The 16,621-nt window shown below is 39.0% G+C and carries 14 protein-coding genes and 1 tRNA gene; all 15 read right to left on the reverse strand.

The window, feature by feature from the left end; translation table 11 throughout:
- Positions 1 to 27 precede the first annotated feature (27 nt).
- Positions 28 to 2,247 carry an NADP-dependent isocitrate dehydrogenase gene (locus R2S10_RS09660; RefSeq protein WP_316840241.1) on the reverse strand — a complete coding sequence of 740 codons (2,220 nt, stop codon included), beginning with the start codon at positions 2,245 to 2,247 and terminating at the stop codon, positions 28 to 30.
- A 209-nt stretch (positions 2,248 to 2,456) separates the two neighbouring features.
- Positions 2,457 to 2,536, reverse strand: a tRNA-Leu gene (locus R2S10_RS09665).
- A 60-nt stretch (positions 2,537 to 2,596) separates the two neighbouring features.
- The gene (locus R2S10_RS09670) at positions 2,597 to 2,881 is read right to left on the reverse strand and encodes a DUF3817 domain-containing protein (RefSeq protein WP_265841322.1); all 285 of its coding nucleotides are present in this window, start codon (positions 2,879 to 2,881) and stop codon (positions 2,597 to 2,599) included.
- 82 nt (positions 2,882 to 2,963) lie between these two features.
- On the reverse strand, positions 2,964 to 3,500 hold the full coding sequence (gene hscB / locus R2S10_RS09675) for a Fe-S protein assembly co-chaperone HscB (protein ID WP_316840242.1): 537 nt from the start codon (positions 3,498 to 3,500) through the stop codon (positions 2,964 to 2,966).
- Between the two features lie 4 nt (positions 3,501 to 3,504).
- A complete protein-coding gene (gene rseP / locus R2S10_RS09680) occupies positions 3,505 to 4,839 on the reverse strand; it encodes an RIP metalloprotease RseP (protein ID WP_316840243.1) in 1,335 nt (444 codons plus the stop codon).
- A gap of 37 nt (positions 4,840 to 4,876) precedes the next feature.
- Positions 4,877 to 6,028, reverse strand: a complete 1,152-nt coding sequence (locus R2S10_RS09685; RefSeq protein ID WP_316840244.1) for a 1-deoxy-D-xylulose-5-phosphate reductoisomerase — start codon at positions 6,026 to 6,028, stop codon at positions 4,877 to 4,879.
- Positions 6,029 to 7,558 carry a GH3 auxin-responsive promoter family protein gene (locus R2S10_RS09690; protein ID WP_316840245.1) on the reverse strand — a complete coding sequence of 510 codons (1,530 nt, stop codon included), beginning with the start codon at positions 7,556 to 7,558 and terminating at the stop codon, positions 6,029 to 6,031.
- A gap of 9 nt (positions 7,559 to 7,567) precedes the next feature.
- Complete coding sequence (locus R2S10_RS09695) at positions 7,568 to 8,446, reverse strand: hypothetical protein (RefSeq protein ID WP_316840246.1); 879 nt, start codon at positions 8,444 to 8,446, stop codon at positions 7,568 to 7,570.
- Entirely contained in the window at positions 8,443 to 9,411 is a 969-nt protein-coding gene (locus R2S10_RS09700) for a glycosyltransferase (protein ID WP_316840247.1), read from the reverse strand. Before R2S10_RS09700 ends, R2S10_RS09695 begins: the two co-directional genes overlap by 4 nt.
- A 3-nt stretch (positions 9,412 to 9,414) precedes the next feature.
- Positions 9,415 to 10,368 (reverse strand): glycosyltransferase family 2 protein, encoded by a 954-nt coding sequence (locus R2S10_RS09705; protein WP_316840248.1) that lies wholly within the window; start codon positions 10,366 to 10,368, stop codon positions 9,415 to 9,417.
- A gap of 88 nt (positions 10,369 to 10,456) precedes the next feature.
- Complete coding sequence (locus tag R2S10_RS09710) at positions 10,457 to 11,023, reverse strand: DUF4199 domain-containing protein (RefSeq protein ID WP_316840249.1); 567 nt, start codon at positions 11,021 to 11,023, stop codon at positions 10,457 to 10,459.
- Positions 11,024 to 11,046: 23 nt separating this feature from the next.
- Positions 11,047 to 11,718: a hypothetical protein gene (locus R2S10_RS09715; RefSeq protein WP_265841313.1), complete on the reverse strand. Its 672-nt coding sequence runs from the start codon at positions 11,716 to 11,718 to the stop codon at positions 11,047 to 11,049.
- Positions 11,711 to 12,970 (reverse strand): dihydroorotase, encoded by a 1,260-nt coding sequence (locus tag R2S10_RS09720; RefSeq protein ID WP_316840250.1) that lies wholly within the window; start codon positions 12,968 to 12,970, stop codon positions 11,711 to 11,713. Before R2S10_RS09720 ends, R2S10_RS09715 begins: the two co-directional genes overlap by 8 nt.
- Positions 12,967 to 15,015: a BatA domain-containing protein gene (locus R2S10_RS09725; RefSeq protein ID WP_316840251.1), complete on the reverse strand. Its 2,049-nt coding sequence runs from the start codon at positions 15,013 to 15,015 to the stop codon at positions 12,967 to 12,969. Before R2S10_RS09725 ends, R2S10_RS09720 begins: the two co-directional genes overlap by 4 nt.
- A gap of 21 nt (positions 15,016 to 15,036) precedes the next feature.
- Positions 15,037 to 16,614: a L,D-transpeptidase family protein gene (locus R2S10_RS09730; RefSeq protein WP_316840252.1), complete on the reverse strand. Its 1,578-nt coding sequence runs from the start codon at positions 16,612 to 16,614 to the stop codon at positions 15,037 to 15,039.
- Positions 16,615 to 16,621: the final 7 nt, after the last annotated feature.

Consider the following 16,621-nt stretch of genomic DNA (forward strand, 5'->3'; position numbering starts at 1 on the left):
ACGCTCCTATTTATCAATTATTCTAGCCTACAAAGAAGCTAAAATAGTATTCAATGTTTCACTTGGACGCATGGCTTTTTCTGCCAGCTCATCATTTGGATGGAAGTAACCACCAATATTTTGTGGCTTACCTTGCGCAGCAATTAGTTCCGCAGAGATTTTAGCTTCATTTTCAGTCAAGGCTTTAGCTAATGGCGCGAATTTAACTTGCAAATCAGCGTCTTTAGTTTGTTTTGCCAACTCCTGAGCCCAATATTGAGCCAGGTAGAAATGAGAACCACGGTTGTCAATTTGTCCAACTTTACGAGCTGGAGATTTATCATTAGCAAGGAAAGTTTCCGTTGCTGCATCTAAAGTTTCCGCCAAAACTAATGCTTTTGCATTGTTTTGAGTTTGACCTAAATGCTCTAAAGAAGCACCTAAAGCTAAAAACTCACCTAGAGAATCCCAACGTAAATAACCTTCTTCGATAAATTGCTCGATATGTTTTGGAGCAGAACCACCTGCACCGGTTTCGAACAAACCACCACCATTCATTAAAGGAACGATAGATAACATTTTAGCAGAAGTTCCTAACTCTAAAATTGGGAATAAATCTGTTAAGTAGTCACGCAATACGTTACCAGTTACAGAGATGGTATCTAAACCTTTTCTGATTCTTTCTAATGTATATTTAGTAGCTTCAATTGGCGCAAGGATTTGGATATCCAAACCTGCAGTATCATGATCAGCTAAGTATTTTTTCACTTTCGCGATGATCTCTCTATCGTGTGCTCTGTTTTCATCTAACCAGAAGATTGCTGGTGTAGCTGATAAACGCGCTCTGTTTACTGCTAATTTAACCCAATCCTGAATTGGCGCATCTTTAGTCTGGCACATGCGGAAGATATCACCTGTTGCAACTTTTTGATCAAAGAAAACTTTTCCATCAGCATCTGTTACACGGATCGTTCCGTTTGCTTTTGCCTGGAAAGTTTTATCATGTGAACCATATTCTTCTGCCTTTTGTGCCATTAAACCTACGTTAGGTACTGAACCCATTGTAGCTACATCGAATGCACCATTAGCCTTACAATCGTCAATTGTTGCAGTATAAACACCAGCATAACTACGATCAGGAATCAAGGCTGTTGTATCTTGAGATTTACCTTCCTTATTCCACATCTGACCAGAATTACGGATCATTGCAGGCATAGAAGCATCTACAATTACATCACTTGGTACATGAAGGTTGGTGATTCCTTTATCAGAATTTACCATTGCCAATGCCGGACCATTCTCGATGGCTTTAGCTAAATCAGCTTCAACTTCTGCTTGTTTCGGATGGCCAGCAATTTTTGCATAAACATCTCCTAAACCATTTCTGGTATCGATATTTAATTCCTTAAATAAATCTGCATATTTAGCAAACACATCAGCGAAGTAAACCTCTACAATAGCTCCAAAAATAATCGGATCAGAAACTTTCATCATCGTTGCTTTTAAATGCGCAGATAATAAAGTCCCTTCAGCTTCAGTTGCTGCAATTTCTTTAGCTACAAATGCTTTCAAAGCAGCTAAACTTAAAGCAGAACTGTCAATCACTTCACCTGCTTTTAATGGTGCTAAACCTTTTAATTCAGTAACACTACCATCTTCAGCAACAAATTCTATTTTAAATTGAGTTGGATCAGTAACAGTTACAGATTTCTCTGAACCATAAAAATCACCTTCGGTCATGCTGGCCACACGAGTTTTAGAATCTGCAGACCAGGCACCCATAGAGTGAGGGTTTACTTTTGCATAGTTTTTAACAGCTTTAGGCGCTCTACGATCAGAGTTACCTTCACGTAAAACAGGATTTACTGCTGAACCTAAAACTTTGCTGTATTTAGCTTTTATTGCTTTTTCTTCTTCAGTTTGTGCGTTATCTGGGTAGTTTGGCAAAGCATAACCTTGTGCCTGTAACTCAGTAATGGCTTCTACCAATTGAGGAATAGAAGCTGAAATATTTGGTAATTTAATAATGTTAGCCTCTGGCGTGGTTGCTAATGTACCAAGCTCTAGTAAAGCATCACCTACTTTTTGATCATCTTTTAAAAACTCAGGAAAGTTCGCTAAAATTCTACCTGCTAAAGAAATATCTCTTGTTTCTACATCAATACCTGCTGATGCGGTAAAAGCTTGTACGATTGGTAAAAGTGAATAGGTTGCCAACATTGGCGCCTCATCGGTTTTGGTGTAGATAATTTTTGATGTATTCGACATATTGATTTTTGCTTTATAAGATTAACTATTCGATAGATTTTTAATTATAAATCCATCCATATTTTAAAATCGCCTAAATATAAAATAATCGATCGACTAAAGGAACATGCTAATGTATTTTATGGGATTAATATAGCCGAAAAAGGGGATGTGCTTTGGCTAAGGCCGGAAAGCAAAAAAGCCTTAGATTTCTCTAAGGCTTTCCAATGTACCCGGAGCCGGAGTCGAACCGGCACGGTTTCCCACAGGTGTTTGAGACCAGCGCGTCTACCAATTCCGCCATCCGGGCATTTGCTTCGTTAGCGGGTTGCAAATATAGGAACTACTTTTATAAATGCAAATTTTTATTTTAATTTTCTTCTTTTAGCTTTTTATCCACAATAAATGGCGCAAAAGGAAGTAAAGAAGCAGCACCGATCATCGCCACTTTTTTGAAATTCCATTTGTACTCCATCCAGGCCATGATCAAGATCACGATGTACATCACAAAGAGTAAACCATGCGCCCAGCCAGTATACTTCACTGCTAATGGCATACCTGCCCAGTATTTCATCGGCATCGCTACAAATAATAACAATAGGTAAGACAGCCCTTCAGCTACGGCAACTTTTCTAAAAATGGATAATGTGTTCATAAAAATGGGTTTGATTCCAAAAGTACCTCAAACATAGATTGTAAAAAAGCCCTGATGGGCTTTTTTACAATCTGATAACACCTTATGCGGCAGATTCTGCCTTTTTGATACTTTCCCGGATTCGGTACAAGTACTTATTGCGGTAATATAAATCCTTTATAGCTGTTAGGATCCGAAGCTGAGCTTCCTTATCCTTATTTTCAAATGAACTCGTTAGCGCAGCTATTTGTTCGCTTAAACCCTTTTCTATTTCGTCTACCTCTACTTTTAATGCGGCCAAACGTTCTGGATCCGGATCAAACTGTAAATCCATCAGCGCTTCATTCACATCCATCATCTCCATCAGGAAAGACTGAGGAAGCGTATAATTCTCTCCCTCTATCAGCTGCCCTTTTAATTCCAGAATATAATGCACCCGTTTTTGAGGATTACTCAATACCTGGTAGGCCTTATTGTTGACCGTGCTTAATTCCAAAACCTCTGCTTGTTTCTCCTCCGATTCATTGATATAGAAATCCGGATGATACTTCTTGCTCAGTTCATAAAACTTATTTTTAATCACTGCAGCATCAGGATGAAAAGTAAGGGGTAGTCCGTAAAATTCAAAATAATCTACCATCGCCTTAAGGTTTGAAGAAGACTTTGAACAAGTCGTTCCCCAATACAAAAACCATCAATGCCAGTAACATCACGAAACCAACCATTTGTGCCCGCTCCATAAATTTATCACCCAATGGTTTACCTTTTACCATCTCAATTAGCAAGAATACTACGTGTCCACCGTCCAATGCAGGAATAGGTAACAAGTTCATAAATGCCAATGCAATTGAGATAAAACCAGTAGATGCCCAGAATCTAGCCCAGATCCACTCGCCACCATAAACTTTACGTGCAATCTCTACAGGACCTGAAAATGCTTTATTTGCATTGATTTTTCCAGTTAATACTTTCCAGATTCCTTTAGCATTGTCGCTGAAAGTTTTCCATGCCTGATCTACTCCGATTGGAAATGCGGCAAGCAAGCTATACTTAATCGTTTCTTGTTTAATCTCATTAGGGTTAAAAGCAAAGCCGATAGTCCCAGCAGTATCTACAGGAATACTCAGATCCAATGCTTTTCCAGCACGATTGATCGTAAAATCAGTTGCTTTACCTTTATTTTTTAAAATTGCCTCACGAACATCAATATCACTTTTAACAGGTTGTTTATTGATGGCAATAATCTGATCACCTTTCAAGACACCAGAATTTGCAGCCGGTTTGCCCGCAATCACACTGTCTACTGTTGCCGTTCTAAGTGGCACACGACTGATAAAGGCTTCAATTCCTAAATCAGATACTTTGTTCAAAATGTTATCAGGAACTTTAATATCTAAAGTTTTATTACCACGAACCACTGTTAAAGTAGTATTTCCCAATAGCACTTTAGAGCTGATCAGTTCTTCAAAACGGATCACTTTCTTACCATTCACGGCAATTACACGGTCTCCTCTTTCCAGTCCGATTTCTTTACCGATCTCTCCTGGGTTAATTCCAACCAATACAGAACTGTTAGGAATGTACGTTTCTCCGTATTTAAAAGTCATCATCCAGAAGATGAAGATACCAACCACAATGTTCACGATTACACCGCCTAACATCACGATTAGACGTTGCCAGGCCGGTTTACCCCTAAATTCCCAAGGTTGTACCGGTTGCTTTAATTGCTCGGTATCCATTGATTCATCAATCATCCCTGCAATTTTAACATAACCTCCTAAAGGCAACCATCCTATTCCGTACTCACAATCACCACGTTTGAAGCTAAATAATTTGAAGCCCCAGGCGTCAAAAAACAAATAAAACTTCTCTACTTTAATCCCAAAGGCACGTGCCGCTAGAAAATGTCCTAATTCGTGTAAAATTACTAGTATCGATAACCCTAAAAGTAACTGGGCCGCCATAATCAATCCGCTCATATCTTATATTAATGTTTTAATTTTGATTCGTTAATTCTTATTTTGTTACTAGTTGATTCGCAAATATACGCGTATGCTGATCTGTTTCTAAATAATTGTTCAGCACTGGTTCTGCAATAAATCCAATCTCTTCCATACACCTTTCAATCACCTCACTCATTTCCAAAAAGCCTATTTTATCTTGTAAAAATGCATTTACAACCACCTCATTGGCCGCATTAATAATACAAGGCATATTTCCTCCTTTTCTCAAAGCAGTATAAGCCAGATCAAGATTTCTAAAGGTTGTATTATCCGCCGGATAAAAGGTCAGTTCCGGGTATTCCAGAAAGTTAAAACGCTTAAAGTCCGTACTTATTCTTTCCGGGTATGCCAAAGCGTAATGAATTGGCAATTTCATGTCAGGAACACCCATTTGCGCTTTCATAGATCCGTCCTTAAATTGCGCAATGGAATGAATGATAGACTGAGGATGTACAATCACGTCAATCTGATCTACCTCCAGGTCAAATAACCATTTTGCTTCAATCACTTCCAGACCTTTATTCATTAAAGAAGCTGAATCTATCGTGATTTTAGCACCCATCACCCAATTGGGATGTTTTAACGCCTGTGCTTTGGTTACATTAGCAAGAAACTCCCGATCTTTACCTCTAAATGGACCACCAGAAGCAGTAAGGTAAATCTTTTCCAGCGATTCATTTCCTTCGCCAACCAGACACTGGAAGATTGCAGAATGTTCTGAATCTACAGGAATAATGCTTACTCCATGTTTCTTAGCCAAACTGGTAATCAAATCACCAGCCACCACTAAAGTTTCTTTGTTTGCTAAGGCGATGTCCTTTCCGGCTTCAATCGCTGCAATAGTTGGTTTCAAACCTGCCGAGCCAACAACTGCAGTCAGTACCAGATCAACCTCTGCTAAAGCAGCGGCTTCACATAATCCATTTTCTCCGGCCAACACCTTTATTGAGGTACCTGCCAATGCAGATTTCACAGCTAAATATTGACTTTCATCACCGATTACGACAAGATCAGGCATAAATGTTAAAGCCTGGCTAATGAGTAAACTGGCATTGGATTGAGCGGTCAGCGCCAAAACTTTGTATAGTCCAGGATTTGCCTGAACCACAGCTAAGGCCTGGGTACCTACAGATCCTGTAGACCCTAGTATTGATATATTCTTCAATTAAAATTCTCCCTGTTCTTCGTCTTTCTGACGAATTGTAAAACTACTTAAAACCTCCGCAATCTTCCTATCATTTGATAAACGGGGCACTTTATTCTGTCCACCCAACTTACCTTCTGCCCTCATATAGTTTACAAAAGCATCTTTTTGAAGGGAACGAATGATTAAAGGTTGCAATATTTTGCCTTCAATAAGGTCAAAATAGTAAATATTCTTCTTTTGCAATGCCTGATCTACCTTTTTGCTAAATGCAGCAAGGTCTTTTGGCGCAACAGAAAACTCAACAAACCATTCATGATAAGGTAATTCTCCATGAGGTGTATTCACCTGTGGTGCCACTGTAAATTCAGTGATTCCCACGCCCTCTTCATTGGCTACGGTTAAAAGTGCGTGTTCCACTTCTTCCCCAATCACATGCTCTCCAAATGCAGAGATAAAATGCTTGATCCTTCCGGTAACCATGATCTTATAAGGATCTTTTGAAACAAACTTGATGGTATCTCCGATACTATAACCCCATAAACCGGCATTAGTATTCAGAATTAAGGCATAGTTTTTTTCTAGTTCCACCTCCCCTAAACTTAAACGCGTCGGGTTTTCATTGTAATATTCATCAGCTGGCACGAACTCATAAAAGATTCCGGCCTTCGCCAATAACAACAAGCTTTTATCTTTTTGACTATCCTGATAAGCAATAAAACCTTCTGATGCCGGATAAGTTTCTATGGCATCAATTTTTTTGCCAATACTCTCTTCAATTTTCGAACGATAAGGTTCGTAATTCACCCCTCCATAAACGAACAAGCTAAACTCAGGGAAAATATCTTTGATTTTTTTGCCACCGGATTTCTCAGTTAACTTATCAAAATACATTTGTACCCATGGCGGAATGCCAGAAATCAGCGTCATATTTTCATGAAAAGTCTCCTGGACAATCGCATCAACTTTCTCTTCCCAATCCTCAATACAATTGGTTTCATAAGAAGGAAGCCTGTTTTTTTGCAAATACTTGGGTACAAGATGCGCTACAATTCCAGATAAGCGGCCTACATTAATGCCGTTTTTCCTGGTCATCACCGGACTCCCCTGTAAAAAGATCATCTTTCCGTTGATGAACTTCACATTGCCCGTTTCATGAATATAAGTTAATAATGCATTTCTTGCTGCCTTGATGTGTTCAGGCATAGATTCCTTAGAGATAGGAATGTATTTCACGCCGGAAGTGGTTCCCGATGTTTTAGCGAAATACTGCGGTTTCCCTTTCCACATCACATCAGGTTCGCCGGCCACTACCCGATCAATATAAGGCCTTAAAGCCTCATAATCCCTTAGTGGAACCTGCTTTTTAAAATCTTCATAGTTCCGGATTTCCCCGAAACCATGGTCTTTACCGAAAGCCGTATTTTTTGAGGAATCAATCAGCTGTGCAAGAATCGTCTGTTGTGCAGTAACTGCATTTTTTTTCCATTTATTAATACCCCTGACTACAAGGGCAGCAAACGGTTTACTTAATGCCGCTTTTAATCCCATAAATTATTTTTAAACGATGTTGTGTAAAATATCAGGATGTTCATCTCCTTTATATTCCTTAACCATTCTACGGTAAGCAACAGTAACTAGTGCGGTAGAGAATGGTACGACGATAAAGGAACTAAAAATAGCTGTGAATAAAGAAACGTAAGAGTAAATCTCGTAATTGAAGATCAAGCTGATCAATTGAAAACCGCTGACCACTACAATATAGAAGAATCCGAATACCAAAGCCTGAATCAACACAAATCCTCCAAAAACAAACAACAACTTAATGAAGTTTCCTTTGGTAGTTGCCAGACTCAGCTTAATCGATTCAAAAGGATGTACATGTTTATCAATGATAAAGAAAGGAAAGAAAATGATCCTGATAAACGTAAAAAAGATACTTAAAATCGCAATTGCTACTGCAATGTTGACAATTACTTTTCCCGCAGCAGTAAAATTCTCTATCAATCCCTGGTTAACTGCAAACTTAAGAATCAGATCTAAAATGTATAATACAGGTAGTAATAAGATGCCTACCAGAAAAATACTGATCCCAAAATAAACTGTACCTACTAAAAACCTAATGATCTCTGTTCTTGTTGGTAAGGTTTCGATGATCTGAATATCTTGATCATCCTCCTTGTCCAGCAACCGAAAAATGTACTTCAGAAGGGAAAGATTAACGATACAATATAATAAGATAAAGATCAGCAACATCACCACCCTTACGCCTGTAGGGAGTTCTCCCATAAAAAAGGCCATAAAAGTTGAGGTGGAAACGGTTATAAAAACCAGGAAACACAAGGTGGCAATAGAAAAATAATTGTCGCGCGTAACGATCCAGGCCTGCATGATCACATCCTTCACCGTAAACGTACTCTCCTTTAAAAAATTTATCATGGTTGTTTAAATACTACACGCTTAAAAAAATCCTGTATAAACCCTAACCCATAAGCGGTTAGTTGAATGAATGATGCAATGATACTAAAAAATGCAACTTTTAAAGATTTGTTGACTTGCCAGGAATGAAAAAAGATCATTACGAAGTACAGCAACAATATAAAGTTACAGATAAAAGCCAGTGCTGGCCAAACGATATTCATCAATAAACTGAAGATCACAAAGCAAGTAAAAGCCGCTGGGAAGAAATGTACAATTTTCAGTTCCGAAGGGAAATGTTTATAGATATTAATCCTTGCCCTTCCAAAAAAATGAAGCTGTTTATAAAACTGACCGAAACTGGTCCTGCGCTTATGAAAAACTTTAGCAGCGGGAATGAGACCAATCTTAAAACCATTTTCATGAATTCTAATGCTATACTCGATATCCTCTCCTAAACGGGTCAAAATAAACCCGCCAACTTTCTCCCATACCGCTCTAGAAACTCCCATATTGAAACTTCTGGGATGGAACTGACCGATGTGTTTTTTATTGCCTCTGATCCCTCCGGTCGTAAACGGAGAGGTCATTGCATAGCTGATCGCTTTTTGTACGGTCGTAAAAGTTTCATGTGCCGCATCAGGACCACCATAAGCATCCAGCTGATGTTCATAAAGGTAGTCCCTAACCGTTTCCAGGTAATCTTCAGGAATCAAGCAATCTGAGTCGAAGATGACGAAATAATCACCTTTAGCACGCTCAAAACCGTAGTTTCTGGCAAATCCTTGTCCTGCATTTGGTTTAAAGAAATACTTAATATCCAGTTGATTTTCATATTTCGCTACAATAGCTTTCGCATCATTTGTAGATCCATCCTCTATCACCAATACCTCAAACTGAAGGTAAGTCTGCTTTGTTAAAGTGCCCAAAAGCTCATCAATTTCCTGCGGACGGTTATATAGCGGGATTATTATAGAAAAAAACATGAATTAAGAGATTTCCTTTTCAATCAGATAAGCATTTCTTTCCGGTGCATTTCTAGTCACCAGTTCCGCCACAAATCCCGTAAGGAACAGCTGAGAACCTAAAATAATAGCTACTAATGCAATGTAAAATAAGGGTTGATCGGTGATTTCCCTTTTATAAGGGATCAGCATCGCGATATGGTATAACTTTACACCGATCATCCATAATGCCATGAAGGTTCCTAAAAGGAAGCTCAACACACCTAATGAACCGAAAAAGTGCATTGGTCTTTTGCCAAATTTACCTACAAAGAAGATCGACAATAAATCCAGAAAACCATTTACAAATCTGCTCAATCCGAACTTAGTAACGCCGTATTTCCTTGCCCTATGTTCTACCACCTGCTCACCGATCTTTTTGAAACCGGCCCATTTTGCAATTACAGGGATATAACGGTGCATTTCACCATAAACTTCGATGGTTTTCACCACTTCTTTACGGTATGCTTTTAAACCACAATTGAAATCATTTAGCTGAATACCAGACATTTTTCTGGTGGCTGCATTGAATAATTTGGTAGGAATGGTCTTTGAAATCGGATCGTAACGCTTTTTCTTCCATCCGGAGATGATGTCTAGCTTTTCTTCTTTGATCCTGCGGAATAATTCAGGAATCTCATCAGGGCTATCCTGTAAATCTGCATCCATCGTGATGATAACATCACCCTGTGCTGCCTCAAAAGCAACATTCAGCGCCGCTGATTTACCATAATTCCTCCTGAATTTAATGCCTTTCACAGCATCAAACTGAGTTTTCAAATCTTCAATCACTGACCAGGAAGTGTCTGTACTACCATCGTCAACAAACAGGACTTCGTAAGAGAAGTTATTCGCTTCCATCACTTTAGCAATCCAGGAAGTTAACTCCGGAAGAGACTCTTCTTCATTATATAAAGGAACTACAATAGAAATATCCATGACTTAATAACGTGCTAAAAAAAAGCAACGTGCAAATTTCATCAAATAAAATGATAAAACTGCACGCTGCAATATTATTGTATAAGGTTTACTCTTCAACAGAAGATTTAAAAAGCGGAGCATTCTTTTTCAGGCAAGCGGCAAGAATCAAAGCTATCACGCCATAGATCGCCAATGCAACACCAAAGCTGGTCACGATGTTTTTACCGGTGATCTTCAGTTTCTCTTCCATGTTGCCACCTTTAGCAAGCGCCTCATCAATTTGATCTTCAGAAACACCCATTTTCGCCATCATCGTTCTTTGAGATTCTTCAATTGCTGCTGCTGCCTTAGCAGGAAGCCCTGGATCAATTACCGTCATCAACAAAATGTTATACAGCGTAGTAAATGCCGTAAGGATTAACGCAATAATCAAAAATGATTTAAAGGCATCACCAAATGACCAATACCCCCCAAGTTCATTTCTGATAGATCTACCAGAATAAACCAGTAAACCAATACAAATCGCAAACGTACCAAGTTGAATCCAGATATTCGTATAAGGCAATAAAGGGTTGATAAAGTGAATCACCAGAGAAATAACTATGATAATTGTTCCAATGATCAACCCGTTTTTAGCTGACAATTGGTTGAGTGTCGCTTTTTGTGCTTCCATGTTTTTTTTATTTGATGAATTGTTTAGTTTTTGTTAAAATTAGCAATTAACGTATAAACTGCAACATCAAATTCTTTATTAGGGCTATACTCTTGTAAATCCTTAATTACTTCTTCACTTTCTTTTGGCTGGTGGAAGAAACACATGAAAGGAATAAATAAATCTTCCATTTCTTCTCCAAGATCAATCATACCTACATGGCTACAAATATCTTCTACGCTACTTTCTACCAGATTTTGATTAGTGATCAAATCCTCATAGATATGAAACTCATCCTGGAACTCATCTTCTTCTACCAATAAGAATTCTTTCAGGAAGTCGCCAAGCTCTGGCTTAATGCGCTCATCATGACACTCATTGATGTACAACAACAGGTTTAAAAGCTCTGTACCCCTATCGATCGTCTCCTCTTCAATATCCGCCCACTCATCAGTTTCCAGGTAATCTTCTTCTAATTTTTTTACATCATTGGCAAAGAAATTAATCATCAATAAATCAAAGAAAACCTCTCTCAATTCCTCAAACGCCGGGTACTCATCAAATACCTCATCAAATTCTTCTACTTTTTCAAGGAAGCCAAGATCTTTACTGAATACTTCGATCAACCCCTCTTCTAATTTGATGGAATCTATTCCAGATACCGCAGCAAATTTATCTAACGACGCAATTAGCGCTGTTCTAACATGATTATCCATATTGTATTTGTTTGTTGTTATATACCAGTTGAACTTTACCGGTTAATTTTTTATTTAAAAGCGGCGAGTTCGCTGATTTTGATTGATTATTTGTTGTGTTATATTCCCAGTCCAGAGTTGGGTGGTACACCGTGAAGTTAGCGATCTCATTTTCTGAAATCACTGGAACTGCAATTTTTAACAGTTTACGCGGGTTAATCGCTAGCTTTTCTGCGATTTGCGTCGCATCCAATCCAGCTTTAAGCATTAAAGGTAGAACGGTTTGCAGGGCAATGATGCCATAGGCGGCGATTTCGAATTCCACTGCTTTGAATTCTATTTCTTGAGGGCGGTGTTGTGAACATACCGCATCAATGGTCCCGTCTTTTAAACCGTTGATCAATGCTTTCACATCTGATTTCCCACGCAATGGCGGTTTCACCTTGTAATTGCTATCGAAATCATTCAAAAGCTCCTCAGTAAATACTAAATGGTGAGCAGCAACATCACAGCTGATCTTTAAACCATCTTTTTTAGCCTTTTTAATCAGTGCTACCGAACCTGCAGTAGAGATATTACTGATGTGTAATGGGGCATCGTGGTAAGTAGCCAGGAAAATATCCCTGCTGATGTGCATTTCTTCAGCTAATGCCGGAACACCTTTCATGCCCAGCAAAACACTGGTTTTACTTTCATTAATCTGTGATTTTCCAGAGATCGATTTGTTTTCCGGATGCACCATCATCAAGCCATCAAAGCCTTTTATATATTGCAACGCGCGACTCATAAACCCATCGTCAGAGATTGGCTTGCTACCATCAGAGAAAGCAATGGCACCAGCTTGTTGCATATCATACATCTCTGCCAGCTCTTTGCCTTCCAGGTCCTGACTCACTGCCCCAATTGGCAATACATCTACTAGGTTTCCTTTTGCTTTGTTGATGATATAAGCGATTTCCCCTTTGGAATGAACAATAGGTCTGGTATGTGGCAAAACGGCCAATCCAGTGAAACCACCAGCCATCGCGGCACGGGTTCCAGTTTCCACATCCTCTTTCGTTTCAAATCCAGGATCTCCAATAGAGCAGTTCAGGTCAAAAAAACCTGGTGATAAAATGGCCCCTGCTCCGTCAAAAACTTCTTCCTTGCCGGAAGACTGCAGGTTACTGCCAATTGCAGTAATCTTGCCCTGTTCTACACGTACATCACAAGTTTTTTGATGGAACTGGCTGTTTGGGTCGGCAATGGTTACCCCAGTGATGAGAAGATTCATGGTTTTTGTATGTTTTTTGTTTTATTAAAAAATCGGATCAATAGTATTTCGATGGCTAAAAAAACAACAGCCAAAATTAGGCAAAGTTTCCATAACTCTATACTGCTATTTTTCGCCTGTATATTTAGCGACAAGGCATCTTTCTGAGAATTGTGTAAGGCAATCTGTTGCCCATCGAACAAATCTTTCAGATTTTGTTCGGTCGCATAACTCATATTGGACTCCTTACGGTCGTCATTAAAAGCAAGCACTGCCAACACAGAATCGGTTCTTTTAAGGTCATAAAAACCGGGTTTCTTAACCTGGTCTGCGATATAGAGCAATGTTTCTCCAGGTGTTTGGCGAATCTCAGGGATAATTTCTATGCCATCAGCTGATTTAAGTACCAGGGATTGATTGGCCCCTACACTTGTCTTTTGCTGTGCCAACAGATCATCTTTACCGGCAGTATAATACATCGGCTGTGTTTTCGCACTGCTAAAGGCAACTTTAAACAAAAGCGGCACAAAAACAGGATGTCTGGATAAATTGCCATCTTCGGGTTTCAAAGTGCTGGCCGACAAATACATTTTCCCTGCTCCTGCCGGGTATCTCGCAAAAAGACTCTGGTTGAGGGGCAATTGAAGGATACTTTCTTTCCCCGCCGTATTTCGTTCCAGATAGCTGAAATATTTACTGACTACCGGAAGGTCCATATTCGCAGGGACCTGGTCAAATACATCTTTAAACAAAGGATCCTTAAGCTCGATACTACTGCTTACAACTGTCCCTGTATTCAATTGCTTTACTGCAGGTAGAGAAAGGGCTGTTAAAAATGGGGTATAAACCGCTGTACCAGCATCCAGATCCGGAAAGATCACCAAAGAACCTCCATTTTTTACATAACTTTTCAGTTGCTGTGCCAGTCCGGATGAAGGTTGTTTTAAGCCATTCAGTATAATGAGCCTATATTCCGGAAAGCTCGAATATTTGATGTTCGACTCTGCCATCTCCGTCAGTTTAAAATACGGATCAGCGGCAAAGAGTGATTTTAAGTATAGTTGGCTAGGATCTCCTGAGATACTTAAAACCTTCATCTCGCTATTCACGCGAAAACTAAAATTCAATTCATCATCAAACGTGATCGGAAAATCTTTAATGGACAATACGCCTTTCTGCCAGCCTTTTTGCAGGCCGCTAAAAGCTAAAGTATCTTTCACAGATTTACCTGCCGGAACTTTTATATTACTAATGGCTTTCTGTTGTTGATTGATCAGGAGTTTCAAAGGGACATCATTTGCATCTTCCAAACCATAATTATGCAACTTTACCACCAATTGTTCCGATTGATTGGGCTGATGAACAGGAGATAAACTCCATACACTATCTATTGCAATATTTGGAAGCGCATTGGCATTTAACTTAATAATGGAATACCTGATATCCGGATCAGATTTGATCTTTTCAAGGCCTGTAAAGTTTTGTTGAAAGTCGGAAAGCAAATAAACCAAATGGTTTTTCCTGGAATCCCCCTCTTGTTGTAGCCTGTTGACCACCTGTTGCAACGTTCTGCTGGCCGGAGATATTTTCAACTCCTCCAGCATCAGAATAAATGCTTCCTTATTTAATTTGCGTTGGTGTTTACCTTCAAAATCATTGGTTAGCAACTGAAACTGGTCATTCAGCTGGTACGCATTGGCAATTTCTTTCGCCTTTCGCTTGGCTTCATCCAGTAAATTCCCCTCCTTGTTTACCGTTTCCATACTGTAGGAATTATCGATATAAACGCTGATCAGGTTTCCCTTATTAGGGTCTGCACCAGTTTCAAGCGGGATATAGGGCCTTGCAAAAGCAAGCACCAAAAACAGAACTGCAAGAACCCTGCAGGCCAATACCAATAAATGTTGCAACTTATCCCTGGAAGAATTCTGTTCTTTCGCTTCTTTAAGAAACTGTACATTACTAAAATATACCTTCTTAAATTTCCTGAAATTAAATAAGTGAATTACAATAGGAATGGCTATTGCCAGCACTGCGAAAAGAAAACCTGGGTATAGGAAATTCATTAAAAACCAAAGGTAGAACTTTTACATGAATTTCCTCATAGCAGACCATAAAGTTTCATCTAAACCATAAACATCTGCTCTATATTGCATTGTACCGTTCTGTGACCAGGCGGTAATGTAATTAATAATCAAGGGCACCTGTTTTTTCGTACCAAACCAGGTAGGTTTTAGCTTAAATAAATTAACAGTATCTGCTTTCTTTGCCAGTTTTTTGCGATACAGCGCCATTTTAGTGGTATCTAAAGGCGGAAGATTAACCTCCATCCTCAACTGATCGTAACGGTTTTTATCTTTAACCAGATTCTGGGCAAATTCTAATGGTTTTTCTACACGTATACAACCGTGGCTAATGGCACGATTGGCTCTAGCAAAACCGCTTTTATTATTCGTGTCATGTAAGTAAATGCTGGAACCATTATCAAAGATAAATTTAAACTTACCTAAGGCATTCCCATCCCCTGAACCTTGTTTAAATTGGTAAGGTAACTTCTCCCTGGAGTAATTGCTCCATTGAATCGTATCTGGCTCCCCAATCAATTTCCCATTGCGGTACACATTAATATTGCTATTCGAAAGGTAATAAGGATCTTTTCTTGCCATCCAATAGATTTCATTTCTGGCGATGCTCACTGGAATATTCCAGATTGGATTTACCTGAATAGAATTCAGCTTACTATACAAAATTGGGGTTTCATGATTTTTAGGCTTGTCATCCAGATTACCACTTTTCACGTACTTAGCGATTTTCTCTGCATATCCTTCTTCTCTCTTCCCTCCTACACACACTTTCATATGGCTTACCGTATCTTCTTTACTAAACCAGGTGAGCGAGAAATCAGGAATATTCACTTCTACGTATTCATTGCCCATCTCGGGCAGCTTCCACCTCAAACGTTCCATGTTTACCATTATGGTTTTCGCCTGATCACTTTTCCCTAGACCAGCAGCTTTTAAACTCGCTAATTTGCGCTGTAAAGCAATATATTGTTTAGAATCAGGCTGCATCTCTTTCAGCAATCCTTGAATATCCTTAGTGGCCAACACCTTAGACATACTGCCACTATCCGGGCGCTTTACCGGAACATAATAACGGGAAAACAGTTTACGTGGATTGACACTGCCATAGCTCACAAAATTATCATACTTGGTTAAGCTTTCCGCAGCATTCAATTCTAAAGCTGCAATCACAGGATAAACTTCCTGAATGGTTTTGAATTTATTGACAGACAAATCTTGTAAAGCCTTTTTCAATTCTTCCAATCTAAATAATTCAGGATTGAAGCCATGCGCATCTACTCTTGAAATGTAAGCAGTTAAGGTATCCAATCCGCCGGTAATGAAAAACTGAGTCACTAAACGTGGCTCTTCATTATGGCTCGCATAAAAGTATTTTATGGTATTAGGGTTAGACAACTTCCCTTTCAAAACATCAAATTGTTGCTTAAACACTACATTATACTCCGCAGTATCAAAATCTTTATAAAGTTTACGGTCAAAGTGTTTAGAAAGTATCAAACCAATCTCTGGTGTCTCTTTAAACCAAGAACAACCATTTAAAAGCAAACAAAACGGGATTAAGAAGAACAGTATTTTTTTCAATGTGGTA

The organism is Pedobacter gandavensis (assembly GCF_032678745.1).
Lineage (GTDB): Bacteria > Bacteroidota > Bacteroidia > Sphingobacteriales > Sphingobacteriaceae > Pedobacter > Pedobacter gandavensis_C.

Coding starts and splice junctions, on each gene's coding strand:
- R2S10_RS09720 (WP_316840250.1), bottom strand. CDS start 12,970: ATGAATCTTCTCATCACTGGGGTAACCATTGCCGACCCAAACAGCCAG.
- hscB (WP_316840242.1), bottom strand. CDS start 3,500: ATGGTAGATTATTTTGAATTTTACGGACTACCCCTTACTTTTCATCCT.
- rseP (WP_316840243.1), bottom strand. CDS start 4,839: ATGAGCGGATTGATTATGGCGGCCCAGTTACTTTTAGGGTTATCGATA.
- R2S10_RS09695 (WP_316840246.1), bottom strand. CDS start 8,446: ATGATAAATTTTTTAAAGGAGAGTACGTTTACGGTGAAGGATGTGATC.
- R2S10_RS09690 (WP_316840245.1), bottom strand. CDS start 7,558: ATGGGATTAAAAGCGGCATTAAGTAAACCGTTTGCTGCCCTTGTAGTC.
- R2S10_RS09725 (WP_316840251.1), bottom strand. CDS start 15,015: ATGAATTTCCTATACCCAGGTTTTCTTTTCGCAGTGCTGGCAATAGCC.
- R2S10_RS09715 (WP_265841313.1), bottom strand. CDS start 11,718: ATGGATAATCATGTTAGAACAGCGCTAATTGCGTCGTTAGATAAATTT.
- R2S10_RS09670 (WP_265841322.1), bottom strand. CDS start 2,881: ATGAACACATTATCCATTTTTAGAAAAGTTGCCGTAGCTGAAGGGCTG.
- R2S10_RS09700 (WP_316840247.1), bottom strand. CDS start 9,411: ATGTTTTTTTCTATAATAATCCCGCTATATAACCGTCCGCAGGAAATT.
- R2S10_RS09660 (WP_316840241.1), bottom strand. CDS start 2,247: ATGTCGAATACATCAAAAATTATCTACACCAAAACCGATGAGGCGCCA.
- R2S10_RS09710 (WP_316840249.1), bottom strand. CDS start 11,023: ATGGAAGCACAAAAAGCGACACTCAACCAATTGTCAGCTAAAAACGGG.
- R2S10_RS09705 (WP_316840248.1), bottom strand. CDS start 10,368: ATGGATATTTCTATTGTAGTTCCTTTATATAATGAAGAAGAGTCTCTT.